General features: G+C 71.6%; 27 protein-coding genes and 1 pseudogene. 14 read left to right on the top strand and 14 right to left on the bottom strand.

Translation table 11 applies throughout. The features are described 5' to 3' along the window. Positions 1-6: 6 nt before the first annotated feature. The 3 genes and pseudogenes from WFI52_RS00925 to WFI52_RS00915 form a co-directional block, all read left to right on the top strand. A pseudogene (locus WFI52_RS00925) lies at positions 7-198 on the top strand (MFS transporter); the annotation flags it as partial. Positions 199-400: 202 nt separating this feature from the next. Then, complete coding sequence (locus WFI52_RS00920) at positions 401-613, top strand: hypothetical protein (protein WP_336625445.1); 213 nt, start codon at positions 401-403, stop codon at positions 611-613. A 20-nt stretch (positions 614-633) separates the two neighbouring features. Next, a complete protein-coding gene (locus tag WFI52_RS00915) occupies positions 634-1,203 on the top strand; it encodes a GNAT family N-acetyltransferase (RefSeq protein WP_336625446.1) in 570 nt (189 codons plus the stop codon). Here WFI52_RS00915 and WFI52_RS00910 read toward each other — a convergent pair. Further along, positions 1,200-1,364 (bottom strand): hypothetical protein, encoded by a 165-nt coding sequence (locus WFI52_RS00910; RefSeq protein ID WP_336625447.1) that lies wholly within the window; start codon positions 1,362-1,364, stop codon positions 1,200-1,202. The two genes, WFI52_RS00915 and WFI52_RS00910, sit on opposite strands and share 4 nt — an antisense overlap. A 761-nt stretch (positions 1,365-2,125) precedes the next feature. On the opposite strand from WFI52_RS00910, the gene WFI52_RS00905 reads away from it, so the two are divergent. From WFI52_RS00905 to WFI52_RS00895, 3 genes are read left to right on the top strand one after another with little or no spacing between them, the layout of a single operon-like run. Continuing rightward, positions 2,126-2,614 (top strand): YajQ family cyclic di-GMP-binding protein, encoded by a 489-nt coding sequence (locus tag WFI52_RS00905; protein ID WP_336625448.1) that lies wholly within the window; start codon positions 2,126-2,128, stop codon positions 2,612-2,614. Positions 2,615-2,629: 15 nt separating this feature from the next. Beyond that, a complete protein-coding gene (locus tag WFI52_RS00900; RefSeq protein WP_336625449.1) occupies positions 2,630-3,163 on the top strand; it encodes a hypothetical protein in 534 nt (177 codons plus the stop codon). Then, positions 3,160-4,482: a D-alanyl-D-alanine carboxypeptidase family protein gene (locus tag WFI52_RS00895; protein WP_336625450.1), complete on the top strand. Its 1,323-nt coding sequence runs from the start codon at positions 3,160-3,162 to the stop codon at positions 4,480-4,482. Before WFI52_RS00900 ends, WFI52_RS00895 begins: the two co-directional genes overlap by 4 nt. A gap of 19 nt (positions 4,483-4,501) precedes the next feature. Here the strand turns inward: WFI52_RS00895 and WFI52_RS00890 are convergent, their stop codons facing one another. Then, positions 4,502-5,131 (bottom strand): TetR/AcrR family transcriptional regulator, encoded by a 630-nt coding sequence (locus WFI52_RS00890; RefSeq protein ID WP_336625451.1) that lies wholly within the window; start codon positions 5,129-5,131, stop codon positions 4,502-4,504. A gap of 64 nt (positions 5,132-5,195) precedes the next feature. On the opposite strand from WFI52_RS00890, the gene WFI52_RS00885 reads away from it, so the two are divergent. Beyond that, positions 5,196-6,071, top strand: coding sequence for an oxygenase MpaB family protein (locus WFI52_RS00885; RefSeq protein WP_336625452.1), 876 nt, complete (start codon positions 5,196-5,198; stop codon positions 6,069-6,071). A gap of 106 nt (positions 6,072-6,177) precedes the next feature. On the opposite strand, the gene WFI52_RS00880 is transcribed toward WFI52_RS00885, so the two are convergent. The 5 genes from WFI52_RS00880 to WFI52_RS00860 form a co-directional block, all read right to left on the bottom strand. Next, positions 6,178-7,161 carry an alpha/beta hydrolase gene (locus tag WFI52_RS00880; RefSeq protein ID WP_336625453.1) on the bottom strand — a complete coding sequence of 328 codons (984 nt, stop codon included), beginning with the start codon at positions 7,159-7,161 and terminating at the stop codon, positions 6,178-6,180. Between the two features lie 65 nt (positions 7,162-7,226). Then, positions 7,227-8,600, bottom strand: a complete 1,374-nt coding sequence (locus WFI52_RS00875; protein ID WP_336625454.1) for an FAD-dependent oxidoreductase — start codon at positions 8,598-8,600, stop codon at positions 7,227-7,229. 73 nt (positions 8,601-8,673) lie between these two features. Beyond that, positions 8,674-9,747, bottom strand: a complete 1,074-nt coding sequence (locus WFI52_RS00870; RefSeq protein ID WP_336625455.1) for a polyprenyl synthetase family protein — start codon at positions 9,745-9,747, stop codon at positions 8,674-8,676. 63 nt (positions 9,748-9,810) lie between these two features. After that, the gene (locus WFI52_RS00865; RefSeq protein WP_336625456.1) at positions 9,811-10,524 is read right to left on the bottom strand and encodes a demethylmenaquinone methyltransferase; all 714 of its coding nucleotides are present in this window, start codon (positions 10,522-10,524) and stop codon (positions 9,811-9,813) included. A 20-nt stretch (positions 10,525-10,544) separates the two neighbouring features. Continuing rightward, entirely contained in the window at positions 10,545-11,111 is a 567-nt protein-coding gene (locus WFI52_RS00860) for a DUF402 domain-containing protein (protein WP_336625457.1), read from the bottom strand. A 209-nt stretch (positions 11,112-11,320) separates the two neighbouring features. On the opposite strand from WFI52_RS00860, the gene WFI52_RS00855 reads away from it, so the two are divergent. Together WFI52_RS00855 and WFI52_RS00850 are read left to right on the top strand one after the other, a co-directional pair. Continuing rightward, the gene (locus WFI52_RS00855; RefSeq protein ID WP_336625458.1) at positions 11,321-12,580 is read left to right on the top strand and encodes an isochorismate synthase; all 1,260 of its coding nucleotides are present in this window, start codon (positions 11,321-11,323) and stop codon (positions 12,578-12,580) included. A gap of 36 nt (positions 12,581-12,616) precedes the next feature. Continuing rightward, a complete protein-coding gene (locus tag WFI52_RS00850; protein ID WP_336625459.1) occupies positions 12,617-13,384 on the top strand; it encodes a class I SAM-dependent methyltransferase in 768 nt (255 codons plus the stop codon). 84 nt (positions 13,385-13,468) lie between these two features. Here WFI52_RS00850 and WFI52_RS00845 read toward each other — a convergent pair whose 3' ends face one another. From WFI52_RS00845 to WFI52_RS00835, 3 genes are read right to left on the bottom strand one after another with little or no spacing between them, the layout of a single operon-like run. After that, positions 13,469-14,332, bottom strand: coding sequence for a polyphosphate kinase 2 family protein (locus WFI52_RS00845; protein WP_336625460.1), 864 nt, complete (start codon positions 14,330-14,332; stop codon positions 13,469-13,471). A gap of 25 nt (positions 14,333-14,357) precedes the next feature. Beyond that, positions 14,358-16,163, bottom strand: a complete 1,806-nt coding sequence (menD, locus tag WFI52_RS00840; protein ID WP_336625461.1) for a 2-succinyl-5-enolpyruvyl-6-hydroxy-3-cyclohexene-1-carboxylic-acid synthase — start codon at positions 16,161-16,163, stop codon at positions 14,358-14,360. Between the two features lies 1 nt (position 16,164). After that, positions 16,165-16,587 (bottom strand): PLDc N-terminal domain-containing protein, encoded by a 423-nt coding sequence (locus WFI52_RS00835; protein ID WP_336625462.1) that lies wholly within the window; start codon positions 16,585-16,587, stop codon positions 16,165-16,167. A 75-nt stretch (positions 16,588-16,662) separates the two neighbouring features. Here WFI52_RS00835 and WFI52_RS00830 point away from each other — a divergent pair, with 75 nt between their 5' ends. Continuing rightward, the gene (locus tag WFI52_RS00830) at positions 16,663-16,968 is read left to right on the top strand and encodes a DUF4229 domain-containing protein (protein WP_336625463.1); all 306 of its coding nucleotides are present in this window, start codon (positions 16,663-16,665) and stop codon (positions 16,966-16,968) included. A gap of 39 nt (positions 16,969-17,007) precedes the next feature. On the opposite strand, the gene WFI52_RS00825 is transcribed toward WFI52_RS00830, so the two are convergent. Genes WFI52_RS00825 through WFI52_RS00815 form a run of 3 tightly spaced genes read right to left on the bottom strand, consistent with a single transcriptional unit; the run spans position 17,008 to position 20,122 of the window. Beyond that, a complete protein-coding gene (locus WFI52_RS00825) occupies positions 17,008-18,012 on the bottom strand; it encodes a 1,4-dihydroxy-2-naphthoate polyprenyltransferase (RefSeq protein ID WP_336625464.1) in 1,005 nt (334 codons plus the stop codon). Positions 18,013-18,021: 9 nt separating this feature from the next. Next, on the bottom strand, positions 18,022-19,197 hold the full coding sequence (locus WFI52_RS00820) for an AMP-binding protein (protein ID WP_336625465.1): 1,176 nt from the start codon (positions 19,195-19,197) through the stop codon (positions 18,022-18,024). Between the two features lie 13 nt (positions 19,198-19,210). Next, positions 19,211-20,122 carry a 1,4-dihydroxy-2-naphthoyl-CoA synthase gene (locus WFI52_RS00815; protein WP_336625466.1) on the bottom strand — a complete coding sequence of 304 codons (912 nt, stop codon included), beginning with the start codon at positions 20,120-20,122 and terminating at the stop codon, positions 19,211-19,213. A gap of 53 nt (positions 20,123-20,175) precedes the next feature. Between WFI52_RS00815 and WFI52_RS00810 the strand changes: the two genes are divergently transcribed. From WFI52_RS00810 to WFI52_RS00795, 4 genes are all read left to right on the top strand, one after another. Continuing rightward, the gene (locus tag WFI52_RS00810; protein ID WP_336625467.1) at positions 20,176-20,478 is read left to right on the top strand and encodes an antibiotic biosynthesis monooxygenase family protein; all 303 of its coding nucleotides are present in this window, start codon (positions 20,176-20,178) and stop codon (positions 20,476-20,478) included. A 91-nt stretch (positions 20,479-20,569) separates the two neighbouring features. Further along, positions 20,570-20,962 (top strand): glucose-6-phosphate dehydrogenase, encoded by a 393-nt coding sequence (locus WFI52_RS00805; RefSeq protein ID WP_336625468.1) that lies wholly within the window; start codon positions 20,570-20,572, stop codon positions 20,960-20,962. Continuing rightward, complete coding sequence (locus WFI52_RS00800) at positions 20,959-21,105, top strand: hypothetical protein (protein ID WP_336625469.1); 147 nt, start codon at positions 20,959-20,961, stop codon at positions 21,103-21,105. The genes WFI52_RS00805 and WFI52_RS00800 overlap by 4 nt, the downstream gene beginning before the upstream one ends. 39 nt (positions 21,106-21,144) lie before the next feature. Beyond that, positions 21,145-22,143 (top strand): o-succinylbenzoate synthase, encoded by a 999-nt coding sequence (locus WFI52_RS00795; protein WP_336625470.1) that lies wholly within the window; start codon positions 21,145-21,147, stop codon positions 22,141-22,143. Positions 22,144-22,147: 4 nt separating this feature from the next. On the opposite strand, the gene WFI52_RS00790 is transcribed toward WFI52_RS00795, so the two are convergent. Beyond that, a complete protein-coding gene (locus WFI52_RS00790; RefSeq protein ID WP_336625471.1) occupies positions 22,148-22,777 on the bottom strand; it encodes a helix-turn-helix domain-containing protein in 630 nt (209 codons plus the stop codon). Between the last annotated feature and the right edge of the window lie 70 nt (positions 22,778-22,847).

The raw sequence follows: 22,847 nt of genomic DNA, 5'->3' as shown, positions 1-22,847 counted from the left end.
GGCGCGCTGCTCGCACCGACGGCCCTTGCGGTCCTCACGACGACCTTCACGATCCCCAAGGAGCGCTCCCGCGCCTTCGGCGTCTTCGGCGCCATCGCCGGGGCCGGTGGCGCGCTCGGGCTCTTGTTGGGCGGCATCCTCACCCAGCAGCTCGACTGGCGCTGGAACCTCTACATCAACATCCCGATCGCGATCCTCGCGATCGCCTGGGCGATCTGGCTCGTTCCGCGCATCGATCGCGACGGACCGCGACCTCGCCTCGACATTCCGGGCACGCTCCTCGTGTCGGGCGGACTGTTCGGGATCGTGTTCGGCTTCTCGAAGGCCGATACCGACGGTTGGGACTCGCCCTGCTGTACACGATCGCCGCGACGACGACCACGCCTACCTCACCGCGCATGTGCCGCCGACGCCGTCGGTCGTCGCCGACGGCGCGATCGCCGGATTCGCCGCGGCCTACTTCTGGTCGGGCATGTTCTACGTCGCGGGGGCGGTCATCGCCGCGGTGCTTTTCCGCACGAGGGCGGACAACGCGCAGAGAGCGGCCGCCCGTGCGGCGGGCACCGGGGCGGGCGATGGCCAGAGCGCCCCCGAGCCGGTGGTCGCGCACTGACGGTTCCGTAGGATCGGGGAATGTCGCCCTTCACGCTCGAGACCGCCGGCCTGACGCTCGATCAGCCGACGGATGCCGATGTCGACGCGATCGCCGGGTACTGCACCGAGCCCGTGTTCGAGCGGTTCATGCTGACGCCGTGGCCGTATCGGCGCGAGGACGCCGTGGGCTTCGTGGACCACTACGTGCCGGACGGCTGGGCGGACGATTCGGAGTGGACGTGGGCGATCCGCGAGCGCGGCACGGCCCCACTCCTCGGCGTCGTGGGCGTGCGGCTGCGGGGCGGCATGGTCGGGTACTGGCTGGGCGCACCCTTCCGCGGTCGTGGCATCCTGCCGGAAGCCCTCGCCGCCGTTATCAACGCCGCCTTCGCCCGCACAGACCTCGACCGGGTGCGGTGGGAGTGCACGTTCGGGAACACGGCATCCCTCCGGGTGGCCGCCAAGACGGGCTTCCGCTTCACGGGCGCCCAGACGGGCCTCCTCCCCGACCGCGACGGCAGCCCGATCCACGCCTGGACGGGCGAGCTCCGTCGCACGGACGACCGCGCGGTGAAGCCGGGCTGGCCGGAGGTCGCACCGACTGCTTAGTCGGATGCCTCTGGCACGGCATCCCACGAGATGATCCTCGCGCCCTCCAGGGGCACCGGCCCGGCGGTCAGCACGTGCGGGATGCCGTGGAACCAGGCACCCCGCAGCCCGCGAGCGGCCAGCTGCGACAGCCAGGCGCGATTGGCGGGGGTCGTCTGCATGGCCGTTCGAAATCGCCCGCGGTCGAGTCGAGTCACCTCAGCGGCGTCGATCGGATCTCCGACCGCGCTCGCGGTGCGATCGAACCACGGCATCCCCGGGGAGCAGATCGATCAGGATCTCCCAGAACTCGACCGGCGGACGGGGCGCCCCGGCGACGTCCAACCAGGTCTGCCAGATCGACCGAACTGGATGCCGAGGCGAGTTCGATCGCCGTCGTCTCTGGTCAGATCGCCGCGACCTGTCTGGTCTACCACGACACCGAGTCGCCGATCCTCACCGCCGAGACGACGCGACGCCACACTTCCGACGGGGAGCGCCTGGTCGAGGGCTGCATCCGCCGGTCGCTCGACGTCCTTGCCGAGCGCGGCATCGAGGCGGTGGAGTTCGACGGGCAAGTCAGCGATCCGCATCTGCTCCCGGTGTGGACCCGTTTGGAGCCGAGTGGACGCCGGTTCCACCTCGTCGAGGTTCCCGCCTCGGCGAGGTCACGCCGCGATGACGACTTCTCGGGTCGCGAGGAAGCTCCGAGCCAGTAAGACATCCATGCCGTCCCGTGGCGGTGCTCGATCGCCGAGGCGCCGACGCAGTCCACGGACGCAGCAGGACAGGCACGGCATCCGTCCTGCCGCGGCGGCACTCGCGTGGTCGAAGGCTGCGCGCGCGGCACATCTTTCGGCAGCGCGGGCAGCTTTCGTGCGCGCGAGCGCTCGCGCAGCCCCAAGCCCGACCACCGGCGAAGGGCCAGGGTAGATTGAACGTCATGGCCGACAGCTCTTTCGACATCGTCTCCAAGATCGACCGCCAGGAAGCGGACAACGCGCTCAACCAGGCACGCAAGGAGGTCGAGCAGCGCTACGACTTCAAGGGCACGGATGCCTCGATCGACTGGTCGGGAGAGGCGATCCTCATCAAAGCGAACAGCGAAGAGCGCGCGAAGGCGGTGCTCGACGTCTTCCAGTCGAAGCTCATCAAGCGCGGCATCTCGCTGAAGTCGCTCGACTCGGGCGACCCCCAGGCATCCGGCAAGGAGTACCGCATCACCTCCACGCTCAAGGAGGGCATCTCGTCGGAGGATGCGAAGAAGATCTCCAAGATGATCCGTGACGAGGGCCCGAAGTCGGTGAAGTCGCAGATCCAGGGCGACGAGCTGCGCGTGCAGTCGAAGTCGCGCGACGACCTGCAGGAGGTCCAGCGTCTGCTCAAGGCCGCCGACCTCGACGTCGACCTGCAGTTCGTCAACTACCGGTAAGTCCTGGCCGAGAGCGTGCGACGACGCGGAACGCTCACCGGGTGGGGGTGGGGCCTCCTTCTCGGCGGTGCCGTCGCGGCCGCGTCGCCGACGCTCATCGACGCGTACCTGTACCGCGCCCACTGCGCGAACGCGCACAGCGACTGGGGGCGGAACCGGACGAGTTTCTGCGCCAGCGCGCTTCGCGATGGGCTGACCACGCTCGGAACCACGGTGATCATCGTCGCCGTGACGGTCGCCGTCATCGGCGCGTCGACGCTCGGCCTCATCGCTTGGCACCGAGCGCGCGCCCATCGCGCTCGCCCCACCCGGAGCGCGGTCATGCTCCTCGGCTGCGTCGCCGTGTACACGGTCGCCCTCGCGTGCGAAACGGGGCGCGTCCTCTCGCTCGGTAGCGGACTCGATGCGGCGATCGGAGTCGCCCCGCTGACGGCCGGCGTGATCTTCGCCGCGTGGATGATCGCGACGGGAATCGCGATGTTCGTGATCGCAGCGGTCAACCAAGGCCGCCACGCATCGGTGAGCATGGCCGGCGGAGCTCGCGGATGACCTCCACGAACGACCTGATCGACCTCTTCGACGCCGAGGAGCGAGCCGCGCCCGACCCCGCTGCGCGCGCCCTGCGCCGGCGCCGGGTCCGTCGCACCCTGATCATCGTGACTGTCGTGGTGCTCGTGATCGCGGCATCTATCGCTGGATACGTCACCTGGGCCCTCCACGCGCCGCTGCCGGCGCCGACGGCGAGTTCGCGCACGCTCGAGGGAACGGCGGGCGCCCCGGTCTCGATCGACCGCCCCGGCGAGGGGGCGACCGCTGCACTCGTGATCGGCGCGCCCGACTACCTGGGCGCGGACGGACTCCGTCTCACCGCCGGCCCCGACGAGCCGCAGCCGATCGCGAGCCTCAGCAAGATCATCACGGCTCTCGTCGTGCTCGACGCGCACCCGCTCGCCGACGCCGCCGACCCGGGGCCGACGATCACCTTCGGCAAGGCGGATCACGACCTCTACGACGCGTACTACGTGCAGGATGCCGCGGTCGCCGAGATGCCGACCGGCAGTTCGATGTCGCTGCACGACGCGCTCGCGACGATGCTCATCCCGTCGGCGAGCAACTACGCCGACGCCGTGTCGACGTGGGCGTTCGGATCGCGCGGGGCATTCCTCGCCGCCACGCGAGACTTCCTCAGTCGCGAAGGGCTGTCCGGGACTACGATCGTCGAACCGACCGGACTCGACGACCGCAATACGAGCACACCGCGCGACCTGCTGCGCATCGCGCAACTCGCCGCAGCCGACCCGACGATCAGCGCCATCGCGGGCACCGAGCGCATGACGCTGCCCGGGCCGGGCGAGCTCCTCAACACGAACACGCTGCTCGGTCAGGACGGCATCACCGGACTCAAAACGGGAAACCTCGGCCAGGGCACGTTCGCGCTGCTGTTCACCGCCAGCCTCGACGTCGGTGCCGGCGAGCCGCTGTCGATCGTCGGCGCGACTCTGGGCGGGACGACGCGTGAGGCGCAGGATGCCGCGGTGCTGCGTCTGCTCGGCAGCATCCGCGGAGGCTTCCACACCGTCGCGCTGGTCGAGGCCGGAATGGTCGTCGGGTCGTACAAGACCGCGTGGGGCGGTTCCGCACAGCTCGTCGTCGCGGATGCCGCGGCGATCCGCACGTGGTCGGACACACCGATCGCCGTCTCGACCGAGCTGACGAACCCGACCGAGTACCGCGACGGCGAGCGCGTCGGCACGGTCACCTGGACGGCGGGCGCCGCATCGACGACGGCGGCTCTCCGCGTGCGGGGCGCCATCGAGCCGCCCACCGACTGGTGGCGCCTCACCCACCCCGACCCGCTCGGGCGCTGAGGGCCGGCGCTTCTCACGCTCACTCCCCCGCCGCGGCGAGCCGCCGGATCGCGTCGAGCTGAGCGTGGAAGACCGCGGCCGAGAGGTCGACATCAGCCTCGGCATCCTCCTGTGCGGCGAAGACGGCTCCCATCGCGGTCATGCCGATGCCGACCGCCAGCGACGCCTCGTCGAGCGGGCTCGCCTCGGGCAGCCGCCGACACTCGGGGCGCGCGGCCAGCCACCCGCCGAGGAAGGCGGTGAGCTGCGTGCTGATACGCGCGTACTGGTTCTTGATCAGCTCCAGCGCGCCGGGCTGCTCCATCGCGAGCCGTGCGCGCCCGCGCGCGACGGCCGGGTTCATCCGTGTGTGCCCGACGGAGGCGAGCAGCAGCACGTAGACGGCGCTGACGGCGTCAGTGATGGATGCCTCGGCGAGCGCCTGCTCCGCGGCATCCATTTCGATGAGTTCGATCGGCTTGCCGAAGATCGCGGCCTCGCGCGTCGGCATGTAATTGAAGAACGTCGCGCGCGAGACGTCGGCGAGCGCGCAGATGTCGCGCACTGTCGCCGCCGCGAACCCATCGCGCAGGGCGATCCGCACCGCCGCGAGCTCGATCGCGTTCTCGGTCTGGCGCTTCTTGCGCTCGCGCAGCCCCTCCTCAGCCATGAGCCCATGGTAAAACCTTGTATTGAGTCCAAACTTGGACTTGATCCCCCTTCTTGGAGTCCTCATGAGCACGACCGACCTGCCCGCGCCGTCGACCGAGACGCACGACGGCTACTTCACCCCCGACAGCATCTCGTGGCGCGTCTTCGCCGACCCGGCATCCAAGCTGGGCGGCATGGCCGCGCTGCTGCTCCAGGCACTGAACCCCTATATGATGCGCGTGTTCTACAACGCGACCGCATCGCACGAGGATGCCACAGGTCGCGACGAACGCACCGGCCGCTACTTCGAGACCGTCGTGTTCGGCGACAAGGCGCACGCCGACAAGGCCAGCGAGGTCGTGCGGCGCATGCACGCGCACGCCCGCTGGACCGACCCGGCCACGGGCGAGGAGCTGCGCGCGGACACCCCGCAGTGGCTCGCATGGACGCACAACACCTTCGTCTACGCCCTCGTGTGCGCGAGCCGCGCCTTCGGTGTCCCCCTGACGGATGCCGAGGTGGAGCAGTTCATCGTCGAGCAGCTCGCCGCCGCCCGCCTCATCGGCATCGAGGACGAGACGCTCCTCCCCCGCACCTGGGCGGAGCTCGACGCCTACATCAACGGGCAGACGTCATGGCTCTCGCTCAGTGTCGAAGCGGCCGAGGTCACCCGCGGCCTGCGCAAGCCCGCGCTGCGCGGCAATCCGCTCACGACGTGGACGACGATCATCGTGCAGGACGGCGTGCTGAGCATCCTGCCCGACTGGGCGCGCCTGCTCTACGGCATCGACGGACGCCCGATGAACCTGCGCTCCGCCGCGCGCACGACGGCCTGGCTGATGTCGCTCGCCCGGAAGTCGAAGCCCGGCGCAGCGCTCATCACCGACGCGACGAAGCGCGTGCAGGATCACCCCTACCGGCGGCTGCGGGGCGAAGGAGCACGCACGCGCGCCGCGTGAGGTGGGAGGCAGCCGTCCGGGGGCGGCTGCCGGAGGCACCGGGGGCCGGGGGCACCGAGGGCCGGGGGCACCGAGGGCCGGGGGGGCACCGGCGCGGCGCCGCGCGTCAGATCGCGCGCGGCACCGCCCCGGTGAGCAGCCACGCCTCGAGCGCGGCGTAGGCGGCCGTCCGCGCGGCCGGAGCCGATAGGAAGACGTCGTGGATCGCGTCGGGGATGCGCTGGATGCCGACGCGCCGGCCGAGCCGCGTCGCCGCCCGCGCGATGTCGTCGACGACGAGCACACTGTCGGTCGCCGTCATCGCCGGCACCCACTGCAGCGGGGAGCTGTACCCCGTCGAGAGCAGCGTGAGCACGGGGGCGTCGATGTCGACGCCGGCGGCGATCGTGCGGTGCCCCGCCATGACCGCGGCGAGCCACCCCGGATGGGTCGGAAAGCCGCGTTCGGGGCGCCAGCCGTCGGGGCTGTCGGGCAGGGTGCCGAGTTCGTGCTGGGCGCGCGTGTAGAAGCCGAGGTCGACGACCGGGTGCGTTCCGAGCGGATCGAAGCGGGCGCGCGCCGCGACGAGGGGCGCGATCGCCTGGCGCCCGATGGCCCCGGTCTGCAGCTCGAGCCACGGGCTGTTCAGCACGACTGCCGCCGCCTCCCCGGGGTGGCGGGCAGACCAGAGACTGAGCGTCAGCCCTCCCGTGGAATGCCCCATGAGAACGAGCCGGCGCGGGACGCGCGTGTGCTGCCGGATCGCCTCGAGCGCGGCCCCGATGTCGGCGTCGTACTCCGCGAGGTCCGCGACATAGCCCGGTGTCTGCCCCGGGCGAAGGCTCCGACCGTACTTGCGCAGGTCGAGCGCGTAGAAGCGCGCGCCGAGTCGATTCCAGAACCGGGCGAGGCCCTTCTGGAAGAAGTAGTCCGACCATCCGTGCACGTACAGCACGTCGACGTCGGCGAGGGGTTTGAGGGCCGCGGCGCGCGGACGCGAGCGCACGAGCGTCGCCACGACCTCGCCCTCGGCATCCGTTCCAAGCGGCAGGGTGACCTGCTCGAAGGGCGCACCGAGGATGTCGGGCGCCCACGTCTGCGGATCGGCCATGGCGCCAGCCTAGCCAAGCCGCCTGCGCTCGCCTCCAGCCGGGAGCGCCACCCGAACCGTGCGACCTACTCGCCGCGCGAGACCCGCACCATCTCGTCGCGGTCGACGACCTTGATGCGGGCACGGCCCACCGGCGCGCCGAGGGCGATCTCGTGCTCGTCGAGGCGATGCCAGCCGTCGAGGTCGGTCCAGACCACCCCGCGCTCCGCGAGGAGCGCCGGGATCGCCTCGGGCGACGGATCCTCGGGGCTCCACCACGAGCCCTGGTCGTTGATCAGGTGGCTGATCGTCTCCATGGCATCCGACTTCGTGTGACCGATGAGCCCCACGGGTCCGCGCTTGATCCAGCCGGTCGCGTACACACCGGGCACACGCTCGTTCGACTCCTTCTTGAGCACCTGACCCTCGTGGTTGGGGATCACGCCGTGCTTCTTGTCGAAGGGCACGCCCGCGAGCGGCGAACCGAAGTAGCCGACCGCGCGATACAGCTGCTGCAGCGGCACCTCGCGGAGTTCACCCGTCCCCTCGACGCCGCCCTGCCCATCGGGGCGCGTGCGCTCGTACACGAGCGCCGCGACGCGTCCGGTGTCGTCGGTGCGCACCTCGACCGGCTTCGCCCAGAAGTGCAGATGCAGACGACGCGACGCCGTCCCGCCCTGATTGTTGACGGACTCGCGCGTGCGCCACGACTGCAGCACGCGGTCGATCACCATGACCTGCTTGTTGGACGCGATCGCCGCCCGCGAGGCCTCGTCGTAGTCGAAGTCCTCGTCGTAGACGACCATGTCGACGTCGCGCAGCTCTCCGAGTTCACGCAGCTCGAGCGGTGTGAACTTCACCTGCGCCGGTCCGCGGCGGCCGAACACGTGCACGTCGGTGACGGGGGATGCCTCGAGCCCCGCCTGCACGTTCGCGGGGATCTCGGTGGGGAGCAGGTCCTCGGCGTGCTTCGCGAGGATGCGCGCGACGTCGAGGGCCACGTTGCCGACCCCGACGACGCCGACCGACGCGGCATCCAACGGCCACTCGCGCGGGAAGTCGGGGTGCCCGTCGTACCAGCTCACGAAGTCCGCGGCGCCGTAGGAGCCGACGGCGTCGATGCCGGGAATGTCGAGCGCGGCATCGCGGATCGCGCCGGTCGCGAAGATGACCGCGTTGTAGTGGCGCTTGAGGTCGTCGAGGGTGATGTCCTCGCCGAACCGGACGTTGCCGAAGATGCGGATGTCGCCACGATCGAGCACGTCGCGCAGCGCCGTGATGATGCCCTTGATGCGCGGGTGATCCGGCGCGACGCCGTAGCGGACGAGCCCGTAGGGCGCAGGCAGGTGGTCGAACAGGTCGATCGACACGTCGAACTTGCGCTCCGCCTTCAGCAGGATGTCCGCGGCGTAGATGCCGGCGGGACCCGCGCCGACGATGGCCAGCCTGAGCTTGGTCATGGGTGTCTCATCCTTCGTGTGTATCCGGTCGGTGAGCCCGCGAGCGGGCATGCCGTGTCGACGCGCGGCCGCGTCAGCTGGAGCGGTCGACGATGACCTGCGAGAGCTTCACCAGCGCGTCGCGCACCGCTCCCGTCGGCAGCGGGTCGAGGGCGGCGACGGCGGCATCCGCCCACGCATACGCCTGGCGGCGGGTCTCTGCCGTCGCGGGGTGGTCGCGCAACTGCGCGATCGCGTCGTCGAGGATCGCCGGGTCGGCGCCGTCGGCGATCCGGAGAACACCATCGTCGATCGTGGCCTTGAGAGAGCGGGATGCCGGGTCTGAGGCCCGCGCGAGCAGCAGCGACGGCATCGTCGGGACGCCCGCACGCAGGTCCGTGCCGGGAACCTTGCCCGTCGCCCCCGCATCGGCCGACAGGTCGATGACGTCGTCGAGGAGCTGGAACGCGACGCCGACCTTCTCGCCGTACTCGAGCACCGGCTGCACATACGCGTCGGGCGCGTCGGAGAAGAGCGCGCCGGCCTGAGCGGATGCCGCGATCAACGACCCCGTCTTGTCGGAGAGCACCTGCAGGTAGAACTCCACCGGGTCATCGCCCGCCTGCGGACCGACCGTCTCGTGCATCTGGCCGAGCACGAGCCGCTCGAACGTGTCGGCCTGCAGCCGGATCGCGCGCTCGCCGATCTGCGCCATGAGCTGGCTCGCGCGCGAGAAGAGGAGGTCTCCGGTGAGGATCGCGACGTTGTTGCCCCAGACGGCGTGCGCGCTCGGGACGCCGCGGCGCACGTCTGCGCCGTCCATGACGTCGTCATGGTAGAGCGAGCCGAGATGCGTCATCTCGAGCGCGGTGGCCCCCGCGATCACGTGCGCGGTCGTGCCCGCGCCGAGCTGCGCGGTGAGGAGCGTGAGCATCGGGCGCACGCGCTTACCGCCGGCCTCGTACAGGTAGCGGGTCGCGGCGTCGGCGAGCGCATCGGTGACCTTGAGCTCGCGCGCGAGCGACTGCTCGACCTCGTCGAGGCCCGATTCGACGATGCCCAGAAGCCTCCGCAGACGAGGCCCGGCGAGGACGCGCTCAGTCAGGCCCAGCTGGGCAGACAGGCGCTCGCCCGGAGCATGGGCACCGGCGGGAAGGCTGGCAGTCACGGCATCCAGCCTACCCGGGGTGATCACCGGTGCGGCGTGCGGCGTCGCCGCGCGGCCGGACCCTCAGGCGTGCGGCTTGACGGCGCGGTGGAGTGCGACGATGCCGAATGTCAGGTCGCGGTGCGCGACCTCGGTCCACCCGGCATCGCGGATCCAGCTCGCCAGCGTCACCTGATCGGGCCAGTCGCGGATCGACTCGTTGAGGTAGTCGTACGCGTCGGCGTTGCTCGAGACGGTCTTCGCGACGACCGGCAGCACACGGTCGTTGTAGAAGCGGTACAGCCCCCCGAACGCCGGGTTCTGCGGATGGGAGAACTCGCACACGACGAGCCGGCCGCCGGGGGCGGTGACGCGCAGCATCTCGCGTAGCGCCAGCCGCGGGTCGTTGACGTTGCGGAGCCCGAACGAGATCGTGACCGCGTCGAAGCTGTCGTCAGCGAAGGGGAGCGCCATGGCATCCGCCTGCACGAACGTCACGTTCGGGACGTGCCCGTGCCGACGGCGACCCTCCGCGATCATGCCGGGCGAGAAGTCTCCCGCGGTCACCTCGGCACCCGAACGGGCGAGCGCGACCGAGCTCGCGCCCGTGCCAGCCGCGAGATCGAGGATCCGTTGACCTGGTTTCGGTGCGACGGCGCGGGTCGTCGCGATGCGCCACAGCTTGTCCTGACCGAGGCTCAGCACCGTGTTGGTGCGGTCGTAGCCGGCCGCGACCTCGTCGAACATGCCGCTGACCCGCGAGGGATCCTTGCCGAGGTCTGCGCGATGTTCCGTCACCGTTCGATCCTATGCGAGTGTCAGTGGCGGGCCGGAGCGAGACGGTCGAGCTCCGACAGCCAGTGCACGGCGGTCGGGCCGTCGAACGGCACCGCCTCCTGGGTGACCTCGCGCTCGAGGTCCGTGGCGACCTGCTCGAGGCGTGCGACGATGTCGAGCGGATAGCCGTAGGCGACGCGATGCTCGTCCCACTCGTCGCGGTCGTCGATCCAGATGCCCCGCCCGTCCCGCGCGCGCACGACATCGAGGTCCATGTCGATCCCGACAAGTGCGCCCGTCTCCCAATGCACGTCCCACGCGACATCGATGTAGATCGCGATGCGCGGGTGGGTGGCGTTGAACGTCGCCGCGTAGTCACCCGAAGGCGGGATGAGGGTCACGTTGTCGCCGTCGGCGTCGAACGCCAGCCCCGGCCGCTCGCTGTGCCAGCCGCCGCGCTGGCCGACCCAGTCGCCCCACCGGTCGCTGCCGAGGTAGACGCAGTCGTGCTCCCAGTGCGGCGAGCCGTCCCACTTGCGCCAGCGGAACGGGACGCGCGTACCCGGCTCAGGGCGTCCGGGGCGTGCGGACGGGTCGGCGGTGCTCATGTGCGCGAGCCTACGCGTTCGGAATTCAGTCTGGACGCGCTGGGTCCGGACGGCGGGGCGCGGAATTTCGGGGTCGGGCGACGGCGGGCGCGCCGAAGAGACTGAATTGTGAACGCGAACGCCGTCGCTCCGCGGCCGGGGCGGCGGCGGGCGGGCGGGAGACGGCGCGCAAACCCGGGGCGGGCGAACGCCGGATTAGGCTGGGGCGTGTGAGCACACCGACCCGAAGCCCCGCCCGGCTGCGCGTCGTGACCCGCGAGATCGCCCCCCTCGGCGACCTGCTCGAGTACGCCGATCCCGCCAATCCACTCGTCTGGGCGCGCCGCGGGACCTGGCTCGTCGGCGTCGGCACGGCCGCGCACCTCGAAGCCGCGGATGCCGGTGACCTCGCCGACCGCTGGCGGGAGCTCGCCGCCGCAGCCGAGATCGACGACCACGTGGATGCCGCGGGCACGGGCCTCGTCGCCTTCGGCGCCCTGCCGTTCGACACGCGCTCCGCGGCTCCCGCGGCCCTCACCGTGCCGCAACTCACGATCGGCCACCGCGATGGACGCACGTGGGCCACGTGGATACTGCCCGAGTCGGGCGACCCCGAGCCCGATGAGCCGCAGGCCGTGCCGTTCGGGCCGCATTGGTCGGCGGCCGTGGGGCCCGGTGCTCTCACCCCCGAGGGCTACCAGGCCGCCGTCCGCGCCGGTCTCGACGCCATCGCCGCGGGCGAGGTCAGCAAGGTCGTCCTGGCGCGCGACCTCGTCGGCACGGTCCCCGCCGGTGCCGACCTGCGCCGCCTCGTGCGCTCGCTCGCGACCGGCTACCCCGACACGTGGGTCTATGCCGTCGACGGTCTCATCGGCGCGAGCCCGGAGACCCTCGTCACGGTCGCGGGCGGCACCGTCACCGCGCGCGTGCTCGCGGGGACGGTCGCTCGCGGCGCCGACCCCGATTCGGATCACGAGGCCGCCGGGGCTCTGGCATCCAGTGTCAAAGACCTCACCGAGCACGGCTTCGCGGTCCGCAGTCTCGTCGACGCGCTCGCGCCGCTGACGAGCGCGCTCGCGGCGAGCGAGCAGCCGTTCACGCTCGCCCTGCCGAACGTCTGGCATCTCGCGACGGACGTCGAGGCGACCGTGGCCGGCGACACGTCGGCCCTCGACCTCTTGCAGGTGCTCCACCCCACGGCCGCCGTCGCGGGCACGCCGACGGATGCCGCGGTCGCCGCGATCGCCCGCATCGAACCGTTCGACCGAGGGCGGTACGCGGGCCCGGTCGGCTGGATCGACGCGCGGGGCGACGGCGAGTGGGCGATCGCGCTGCGCGGCGCGCAGTTCGACCTCTCCGCCGCGTCGAAGGGGGCGGACATCCCCTTCACGGCGCACGCCGGCGCCGGCATCGTCGCCGGCAGCGACCCCGAGGCGGAACTGCTCGAGACGCGCGTGAAGTTCCGCCCGATCGTCGACGCGCTCGCATAGGGAGCGCCCGCACGGCCGCGGTCTACACTCGCCAGCATGGCGTTCGAGGATGTCCGTGCTATCGACTACGACCGGTTCATGGGGCGGTTCTCCGGCCCGCTCGCGGAGACCTTCGCGGAGTGGGCGGGTATCCCCGCACGCGGACGCGTGTTGGATGTGGGCAGCGGCCCCGGCGCGTTGACCGCGGTTCTCGCTGACCGACTCGGCGCGGCATCCGTCTCGGCGATCGAGCCGAAGCCGGCGTTCGTCGACGCCCTCCGCGCGCGCGTGCCGGGTGCCGACGTGCGCGTCGGAATCGCGGAACAGCTTCCCTACCCCGATGACACCTTCGAGGGCGTGTATTCCGAGCTCGTGGTGCACTTCATGACGGATGCCGACGCGGGGCTGCGCGAGATGGTGCGCGTGGCGCGCCCCGGGGGTGTCGTCGCGGCGTGCGTGTGGGACGTCGAGAACTCCCGCGCTCCGCACTCTCCGTTCCTCGCCCTCGCCGCGGCGGAGACCGGGCGAAGCCGCGGAGCCGCGCGACCCGGCACCGACCGTGGCGATCTCGCGCGGCGGCTCGAGGCGGCGGGATGCCTCGACGTCACCGAGACCGCACTGGCGGCCACCGCGGTGTTCACCGACCTCGACGAGTGGTGGAACCTGCACACGATGGGCATCGGTTCGACGGCGCACACCCTCGATGGACTCGACGCCGACGCGATCGCACGGATCCGCGCCGCCGCGCACACGCGATTCGGCGACGGCCCGGTCGAGATCACCGGCACCGCATGGGCGGCGCGGGGGCTCGTCCTCGCCGAGTGAGCAGCCCGCGCACCCGCGCGGGTGGTTCCGATGCGCCGCGTATGGGGGCTCCCCGACCGGCCGACGCGGCCCACCGGACGGCGGTCAGGTCGCGGCGAGACGGGCCTTCTCGGCCGCGACGTCGAAATCGGCGGCGGGCCACTGCGGATCGATGGCCTCCAGCGCCTCGAGCAGCAGCGCCTGGACGGCGAGGCGCGCGTACCACTTGCGGTTCGCCGGGACGACGTGCCACGGTGCCTCCGGCGTCGAGGTACGGTCGAACACCACCTGGTAGGCATCCATGTAGTCCGGCCAGAGCGTACGCTCGTCGACGTCACCGGGGTTGTACTTCCAGTGCTTGTCGGGGCGGTCGAGCCGCTCCATGAGCCGCTCCTTCTGCTCCTCGGGCGAGATGTGCAGCATGACCTTGACGATGCGCGTGCCGGCATCCGTCACCCGCTTCTCGAAGTCGTTGATCGCGCCGTAGCGGCGCTCGATCTCCTCCGCGGGAGCGAGCTGGCGCACCCGGCCGATCAGGACATCCTCGTAGTGCGACCGGTCGAACACGCCGATGAAACCGGGCGGCGGGGTCTCCTTCTCGATGCGCCACAGGAAGTCGTGCGCACGCTCCTCGGCGCTCGGCGCCTTGAAGGCTTTGAGCCGCACGCCCTGCGGATCGACCGCCCCGATCACGTGGCGGACGATCCCACCCTTGCCCGCCGAGTCCATCGCCTGCAGCACGAGCAGCACCGAGGGCGAACCGTCGACCACGCGGGACTGCGCGTAGAGGCGCTCCTGCAGTTCGTCGAGCTCGTCCACGCCGTCGGCGAGGTCGGCCTGCCCCTGCTTCTTGCCGCCGTCGAAGCCGGGAGTGGCGTCGGGGTCGACGTCGGCGAGCCGGAACCCCTCCCCCACGCGCAGCAGTTCAGTGGGTTCGCCCGTCCAGCGGGTCTGACTCTTCGCGGTCATGCTGCCATCCTGGGGGATGCCGAGGTCAGCGCGCGAGTGCCACCTCGATGATCTGGCGACCCCACGGGGCCGACGTGAGGGCCTGGTCGAGTTCGGTGCGGGTGCGGGCCGGCGTGTACTCCCACCCGTACGCCGCGGCGAGTTCGGCCACCGCCACCTCCTGCGGCGTGTACAGGACGCGAGTCATCGCGGCGGGCGACGCGACCCCGGCGACTTCGAGCGCGTCGAAGATCGTCCCGCCGCCGTCGTTGCCGACGATCACCTGCACGCGCGGCGCGGCTTCTCCCGCCGGCAGGAGCAGGGCACCGACGTCGTGCAGCAGCGCGAGATCACCGATCACCAGACGCGTGACACCGGGGACGCCAGTCGACTGACTGGCGATCGCGACACCGAGCGCGGTCGCGATCGTGCCGTCGATGCCCGCGAGACCGCGGTTCGCATGAACGGGCACCTTCTTACCGCCGAGCAGTTCGTCGGCGACGCGCACGAGCCGCGACGACGCGAACACGAGCCGGTCGTGCGGCCAGCTGGCCCGCCACGCGGCATCCACCAGAGCAGCCCGATCGATCGGCGCCCGCGCGACCTCGAGCTCTGCCGCGATCGCGCCCAGCCGCTCACGCGGCACGGCGGAGGCGAGGCCTGCGGCATCGGGAGCCGCGGGCGTGAGATCGACCGCCGCGGCCCGCGACGCGCGCATCCAGGCGCCGAACCAGTCCCGGTCGACGTCGCCGACCGCCGCGACGACGGCATCGATCGCAGTTGTCGCCCCGTTGAGGTTCAGCGGCTCCCCCGGTCCACGCACGGCGAGCACCTCGACGTCGTCCCGCGACAGCAGCGCCGTCACTTCACGACTGAGAGTCGGATGCCCGAACACGATCGCCCGCTCGATGCGCCCGCCGAGTTCGGACTCGCGCAAGAGGGCGCGGTATCCGTGCACGAGGTTGCGTCCGTAGCGGGCCCCGGACACGATCTCCGCGATGAGCGGCCAGCCGCCCGCGTGCGCGAGGGCCTCGGCGGCGGGCCCCGCGTCGGCGCCCGCGACGACCACGGTCCGGGGACCGCGCTCCAGCACGTGCGGGTCGACTTCGGGATCGGCCGGGTGGTTCGCTTCGCCGATGCCTCCGCCGCCCTGATACAGGGCACCCGAGGGCTCGGGCGCCGGCGCCAGGTCGTCGACGGGGACGTCGTCGGGCCCCGGCGGGATGGGCTCCAGTTCGACGGCGGCCCTTCCGAGCCACGCCGGGAGCTCTCCCGCGAGCGGCTCTCGGTAAGGGAGGTTCAGATGGACGGGGCCCGGTTGGCGCGTGCCGGCGCCGAGCGCGGCGGCGACGGCGTCCTCGGCGACGCGGCGCAGCATGGCGGACTGCTCGCCCGTGCCGTCGTCGTCGACCTGGTCGGGCACCGGCAGGTCGGCCTCGAGTCGCACGCTCGGCGAGAACAGACCGGGCTGGCGCGTGGTCTGGTTCGCGCCCACGCCGCGGAGCTCCGGCGGTCGATCGGCTGTCAGGAGAATCATCGGCACGCCCGCGTGATGCGCCTCGAGCGCCGCCGGCAGGAGGTTCGCGACCGCGGTCCCGGACGTGCAGACGACGGCGGCCGGCATCCCGCTCTCGCGGCCGATGCCGAGGGCGGTGAACCCCGCGACGCGCTCGTCGATGCGCACGTGCACGGATGCCGCGCCGCGCGCCTCGAGCTCGGCGGCGACCAGAGCGAGCGCCTGCGAGCGCGAGCCGGGGCTCACGACCACATGCCGGACCCCGAGCTCGACCAGCCGGCCGAGGAGGGCGGCGGCGGCATCCGTCGCGGGGGCTGCCGTGTCGGTGCGTGTCATATCAGGCGCGCGGTCCGCGGTGCCCGTGCGGATCGGCGTCGTCCTCAGGAGACGCGGGAGGCACGGGCGGCCGGGCGGGGCCGGGGCCGTCGGGGTCGAGCCCCTCGATGTCTTCCAGGTCGAGGGCGGCGAGTTCCGCCTCGAGGCGACGGATGCGCTCGTCCTGATCACTGATCGACCCGATCGTGCCGAGGAAGGCGGGGTCGTCGTCGGGAGCCTGCGGCACGGCCGGCGGGCGGGCACGCCCGCGGCCGACCACGAACCAGAGGATGCCGCCGAGCACCGGCAGCAGGACGACGATGAGCAGCCAGACGGGCTTGCTCACTCCGCGGTGGCGAGTCGGCGGAAGCAGCGCGCAGTCGACGATGCTGTAGACCCAGAACGCGATCAGCAGCAGCACCGCCGGCAGGAGTATGCGCACCACCCCTCCATCCTAAGCGGCGAGATCGTGCGGGCGACGGCGTGGGAAGCCTCCGCCCGGACGCGTAAACTCGATCGCATGCGTGCTCGCTCGGCCCTCGTCTACACCGTGCTGCGACTGGCCGCCTTCCTCGTGCCATTCGGCCTCATGATGCTGCTGCCGATCATGCGCGAGTTCTACTGGCTGTCGGCGATCTTCGCGGCGCTGATCGGGCTGAGCCTGTCGATGCTGTTCCTGCGTCGCCCGCTCGGCGATCTCAGTGCGGGCCTCGCCTCGGGTGCCGACGCGCGCCGCGCGCGCACTGTCACGGACGAGGACGTCGAGGATGCCGCAACGGATGCCACCGGCAGCGACGCCGCTCCTCCCGCACCGACCGAACGCTGACCGCACGGGCGCAGTCGGCCGCGCCCGCCGCGGCATCCGTCAGCCGACGAACGCCCAGCAGAGGAGTCCCGCGAGGGCGAGCGACGTCAGCGACGTCAGGCTGAGCGCGACGACGAGTTCGCGCGGCTGCCGATAAGTCCAGACGATGAGGATCGCGCATGCGCCCGGGATGAGCGCGAGAAGCCCGAGCCACGCGAGCGGATAGACGAGCGCGAGGAACGCCGTGATCGCGAACGCGCCCAGCACGAAGGCCGTGAAGACGAGCTGGGTTGCGCGCTTGCCGATGCGCACCGTCAGGGTGCGCTTGCCGGCCAGACGGTCCTGATCGATGTCGCGGAGGTTGTTGGCGAGCAGCACCGCGCAGGCGAGGAGCCCCGCCGCGACCGCTCCGAACCACGCCTCCTGCGGGACGGAACCCGCCTGCACGTACGTCGTGCCGACTGTGGCGACGAGCCCGAAGAAGACGAAGACGAAGAGCTCTCCGAGTCCGGCGTAGCCGTAGGGGTGCTTTCCGCCGGTGTAGAACCACGCCGCCACGAGACAGGCCGCGCCGACGAGCAGCATCCACCACTGCCCCGTGCGGACGACGATCGCGATGCCCGCGATCGCGGCGATGCCGAAGAACGCGAGAGACGCGGTCAGCACGGCGCGCGGCGACGCCTTGCGGCTCGCCGTCAGACGCGCGGGCCCGACGCGGTGATCGTCGGTGCCGCGGATGCCGTCGCTGTAGTCGTTCGCGAAGTTGACGCCGATCTGGATCGACACGGCGAGCGCGAGGCAGCACAGGGCGATGACCCAGTGGAAGTCGGTCTTCGCGATGAGCGCGGCACCCGTGCCGATGACGACGGGCGAGACGGCGAGGGGAAGCGTCCGCAGCCGGGCAGCACCGATCCAGTCGCCCAGGGTCGCAGGGGCGACGTGCGCGGGGTCGCGCGAAACGCGGGCGCGCTGGGGGTTGCCCTGGGCCTTCTTCTTGGCGCTGTTCTTGTGAGCGCCGTTCTTGTGAGCGCTGTGCGCGCGCTTCTTCCGGGTGCTGCCTGCCACCCCAGAATCCTATTCCTCGCGCCGCGCCTCTCCCCCGGACGTGCGCCCCGCACGAGCGGTGAGCCCCGCCCGGTCCGGCTTGCCGCTCGCGAGCAGCGGGATCTCATCGACCGCGAGGATGCCGCGGGGCCGGGCGGGTGTGCCGAGGGCCTCGGCGACTGCGGCGCGGATCGCCGCCTCGGCATCCGGTCGCCCCGCGGCGCCGCCGGCGGCGACGACGACGGATGCCTGCCCCCACCGCTCGTCGGGAACGGGCACGACGACGGCGCTCTCGAAGCCGGCGACAGTGCGTACGACCCGCTCGACGCGGTCGAGGGAGATGTTGATCCCGCCGGAGATGATGACGTTGTCGGCGCGCCCCGTGACGGTGACGCGTTCGCCGTCGAACGTGCCGACATCGCCCGTGCGATACCAGCGGGTGCCCGCCTCGTCGTGCACGAAGACGGCGTGCGTACGGTCGGGATCCCCCAGGTATCCGTCGGCGAGGGTCGGCCCCGACAGCTGCACCTCGCCGTCGTGGATGCGCACGCCGACGCCGCGGAGAGGGATGCCGTCGTAGACGCATCCGCCCGCCGTCTCGCTCGATCCGTACGTGCGGACGATCCGCGCACCGATCGCGCGGGCGCGAGCGGCGAGCGCGGGCGCGAGCGCCTGCCCACCGACGAGGATCGCCTCGAAACCGGCGAGGGCTCGGGCAGCGTCGGAATCTCCCCCCTCGGCCGCGTCGAGCACGGTCGACAGCTGGGCCGGAACGAGCGAGGTGTAGGTCGATACGCGCGCGCCGCCTTCGCTCGATGCCATCGCGGCTGCCGCCGCGGAGAACGCGCGCGCGGAGAACGCACCGGCGAGGATCGCCGGTTCGCGCCCCGCGACGAGGGCACGGACGAGCACCTGGACGCCCGCGATGTACCCGGGCGGGAGGGCCAGGAGCCAGGCCCCTTCGCCGATGCGCTCGGCGGTCGCGAGGGCCGACGCCGTAAGCGCCGAGCGACTGAGCGCGACCGCCTTCGGGAACCCGGTCGACCCCGACGTCGTGACGACGACCGCCGTCCCCGGGGGGACGTCGGCGGGAAGCGGGTGCGTCGACGTGCCGAGCGCGATCGCCGGCCCCGCGCCGAGCACGGCACCGCGCAGCCCGCGGAGGACGGCGCGCGCGTCCGCGGCATCCACTGCTTCGAGCTGCATGTCCGCCGCCGTCTCAGTAGTGGTACGGGTACGGCGACCAGTCGGGGTCGCGCTTCTCGAGGAACGCGTCGCGCCCCTCGACGGCTTCGTCGGTGCCGTAAGCGAGACGCGTGGCCTCGCCGGCGAACACCTGCTGGCCGACCATGCCGTCGTCGATCGCGTTGAATGCGAACTTCAGCATGCGGATCGCCGTGGGGCTCTTGCCGAGGATCGTCCTGGCCATCGCGATCGCCTCGTGCTCGAGCTGGGCGTGAGGGACGACGCGGTTGACAGTCCCCATCTCGTACGCGCGCTGCGCCGAATACTCCTCCGCGAGGAAGAACACCTCGCGCGCGATCTTCTGTCCCACCTGCCGGGCCATGTAGGCGGAGCCGTATCCGGCGTCGAAGCTGCCGACGTCGGCATCCGTCTGCTTGAATCTGCCGTGCTCCGCGGATGCCACGGACAGGTCGCACACGATGTGCAGTGAGTGCCCGCCGCCCGCGGCCCATCCGGGGATCACGGCGATCACGACCTTCGGCATGAACCGGATGAGCCGCTGCACCTCGAGGATGTGGAGGCGCCCCGCCCGCGCACTGTCGGGCGCGGTGGCGTCGTCGGCCGCGTACGTGTACCCGTCGCGTCCGCGGATGCGCTGGTCGCCACCGGAGCAGAAGGCCCAGCCGCCGTCTTTGGGACTCGGACCGTTGCCGGTGAGGAGGACCACGCCGATCTTCGGATCCTGACGGGCGATGTCGAGCGCGCGGTACAGCTCGTCGACGGTGTGCGGGCGGAAGGCGTTGCGCACTTCGGGCCGGTCGAAGGCGATCCGGGCGATCCGCCCGTCCCGGCTCACATGCGCCGTGATGTCCGTGTAGTCGGATGCCGCGGGGGCGAGCACCCACTCGGCCGGGTCGAACAGGTCGGAGACGAAGCGGTCGGTCACCCGTCCAGCCTACGCGCGGGCTTTCGTCCGCGCCCGGGACTACGGTCGACAGCATGATCCTCGAGCACGCCGTCCTCCCCGTCGTCCCGGACCGCGAAGCCGACTTCGAAGCCGCGTTCGCCGTCGCCCGACCCCTGATCGAGGTTCAGCCCGGGTGTCTCGGCGTCGCGCTGCACCGCAGCCTTGAAACCCCGAACGCGTACCTGCTGCTCGTCGAGTGGGAATCTGTGGAGGCCCACACCCTCGGATTCCGACGTTCCCCCGAGTACGCGCGCTGGCGCGAGCTGCTGCACCACTTCTACGACCCGTTCCCCACCGTCGAGCACTTCGTCGAGGTCCAGTCCGCGCGGCCCTGACGGCCGTCCGGGTGGCGTCGGCGTGGGAGAATGAACCACGGCGACTCCTCACCCGACGGAGGCCGCCGGGAAGGCGCGCGGTGATGTGACGATGAAGATCAGGAACTCCTCCGACTGGCGCGACAGCCTTCCCTTCGAGCTTCCGGTCGCTGCCGCCGAGGCCGTGCCGGGCGAGGCCACGCGATGCTCCGGCTGCGGCCCCGACAGCGAGCCCTGGCCGCGCGAAGCGCTGTGGGTCGTGAAGCACCGGCATCCGACCAATCCGGCCGGCTTCGTGCGCTTCTACTGCGCCGACCACAAACCGACGCCGAAGCTGGCTCCGCCGGTCTCGGTACCCGAGCGCGCCCGCCGGGCCACGTCGCCCAGCCCGCGCAAGGCCGCGGCCCCGACGATCCCCGAGCGACCCGCCGTCATGTGCCCGGACTGCTTCGTCCAGGTGCCCGCGACGGGCGTGTGCGGCATGTGCGGCCAGCAGGTCGCGTGACCGGGGCGCCCGTCTACGGCGTGTACGACGACGAATCCGGGGAGCAGCTCGCGTTCGCGACCGCCGATGCACACGGACTGTACGCGCAGTTCGGCTTTGCACCCCTGCCGGCGCCGGAACGGTGGATGACGCGCGGGACCTGACTGCGCACGACGCGCTGTGAGCGCGGCAGGATGGATGCCATGGACGCCGCCGCCCTGCCCGCGCTCGCCGACCTCCGCGCCCGTGCGCACGTGGTCTCGCTCCCGCTCGTCACGCGCTTTCGCGGCGTCGACCACCGCGAAGCGCTCCTGCTCGAGGGGCCCGAGGGGTGGACGGAGTTCTCCCCCTTCCTGGAGTACGACGACGCGGAGGCCGCGACGTGGCTGTCGGCCGCCCTCGACTTCGGCTGGCGGCCGCAGCCCGCGCCGGTGCGCGCCGCCGTACCCGTGAACGCGACCGTACCCGCGCTCGCGGCAGCCGACGTGCCGGCCGTGCTCGCGCGCTTCGACGGCTGCCGGACAGCGAAGGTCAAAGTCGCAGAGCGCGGCCAGACCCTCGCGGACGACGTCGCACGCGTGCGCGCCGTACGCGCCACCATGGGGCCGGAGGGGCGGATCCGCGTCGACGCGAACGCCGGATGGAACGTCGACGAAGCCGAGCATGCCGTTCACGCCCTCGCGGAGTTCGACCTCGAATACCTCGAGCAGCCGTGCGCGCGCGTCGACGAGCTCGCCGAGCTGCGCGAGCGCATCGCCGATTGGGACATCCCGATCGCGGCGGACGAGAGCGTGCGCAAGGCATCCGACCCCCTCGCCGTCGCGCGGGCGGGGGCCGCTGACCTCGTCGTCGTGAAGGCGCAGCCGCTCGGCGGCGTCTCGCGGGCGCTGCAGATCGTCGCCGACGCCGGGCTCCCGGCCGTCGTCTCGAGCGCCCTGGACACATCCGTCGGACTCTCGATGGGACTCGCCCTGGCGGCGGCACTCCCGGATCTCCCCTACGACTGCGGCCTCGGCACGGCGTCGCTCCTGGCCGCCGACGTGACGCGCACGCCGCTGCGTCCGCGCGGCGGCGCGCTACCGCTCGGTCGGGTCGACGTGGATGCCGGGCTGCTGCGCACCCACGCCGCGTCGCCCGAGCGGCAGGAATGGTGGCTGCGGCGGCTGGAGAGATGTCTCGCCCTGCTGCCGCAGGCCTCGTGAGAGTTCAGCCGCGAGACTCCACGAGCACGCCGACCAGCCGCTCGAGTCGGGCGTTCATGAGTTCGTTCACCTCTTCGGCCGGGCGCCCCTCGAGGGTCGCGCGCGTGCACGTGTCGTCCGAGACGTCGACGAGCAGCCGCGCGGCTTCGGCGACCGGCAGGCGCAGGCTGAGGTCGTAGGCATCCACGACGTAGGAGATGATGCCCTCCACACGTGCCGCCATCGCGTCCTGCCAACCGAGGTAGGCGCTCGCCAGCGCGGGGTCGCGCAGCGCTTGGGTGCGGATCTCGCTGAACAGCTGCGGCTCCATGCGCTCACCGAGCGACGCACCGACCACCTGACGCACGAGCCCCGAGGTGTCGTCGATGGCATCGACGGGCAGCTCGCGCACGCGCCCGGCGACCTCGTCGAGTTTCGCCTCGGCGAGCTGAGTGATCAGGGCGAGGAAGAGCTCGTTCTTCGACTCGAAGTTGGAGTAGAAGGCTCCCCGTGTGAACCCGGCGCGCTCGCAGATCATCTCGACCGAAGCGGCATCCATGCCGACCTCGGCGAAAACCTCGTGCGCCGCGTCGAGGAGGCGGGCGCGGGTCTGCTCACGGCGTCGCGTGCCCGAGCGGGGCAGGACATCGGCCACGGCGCCTCCTTCGGATCGATTCTCACATCTACTCCCCAGAATCGGCGGGAGCGACCCTCTTAGGATACAA

The organism is Microbacterium sp. MMO-20, assembly GCF_037147735.1.
In the GTDB taxonomy this organism is placed as follows: Bacteria; Actinomycetota; Actinomycetes; order Actinomycetales; family Microbacteriaceae; genus Microbacterium.
The sequence above is the reverse complement of the archived record's forward strand: the minus strand, read 5'-3'. Positions and strand labels throughout refer to the sequence as shown.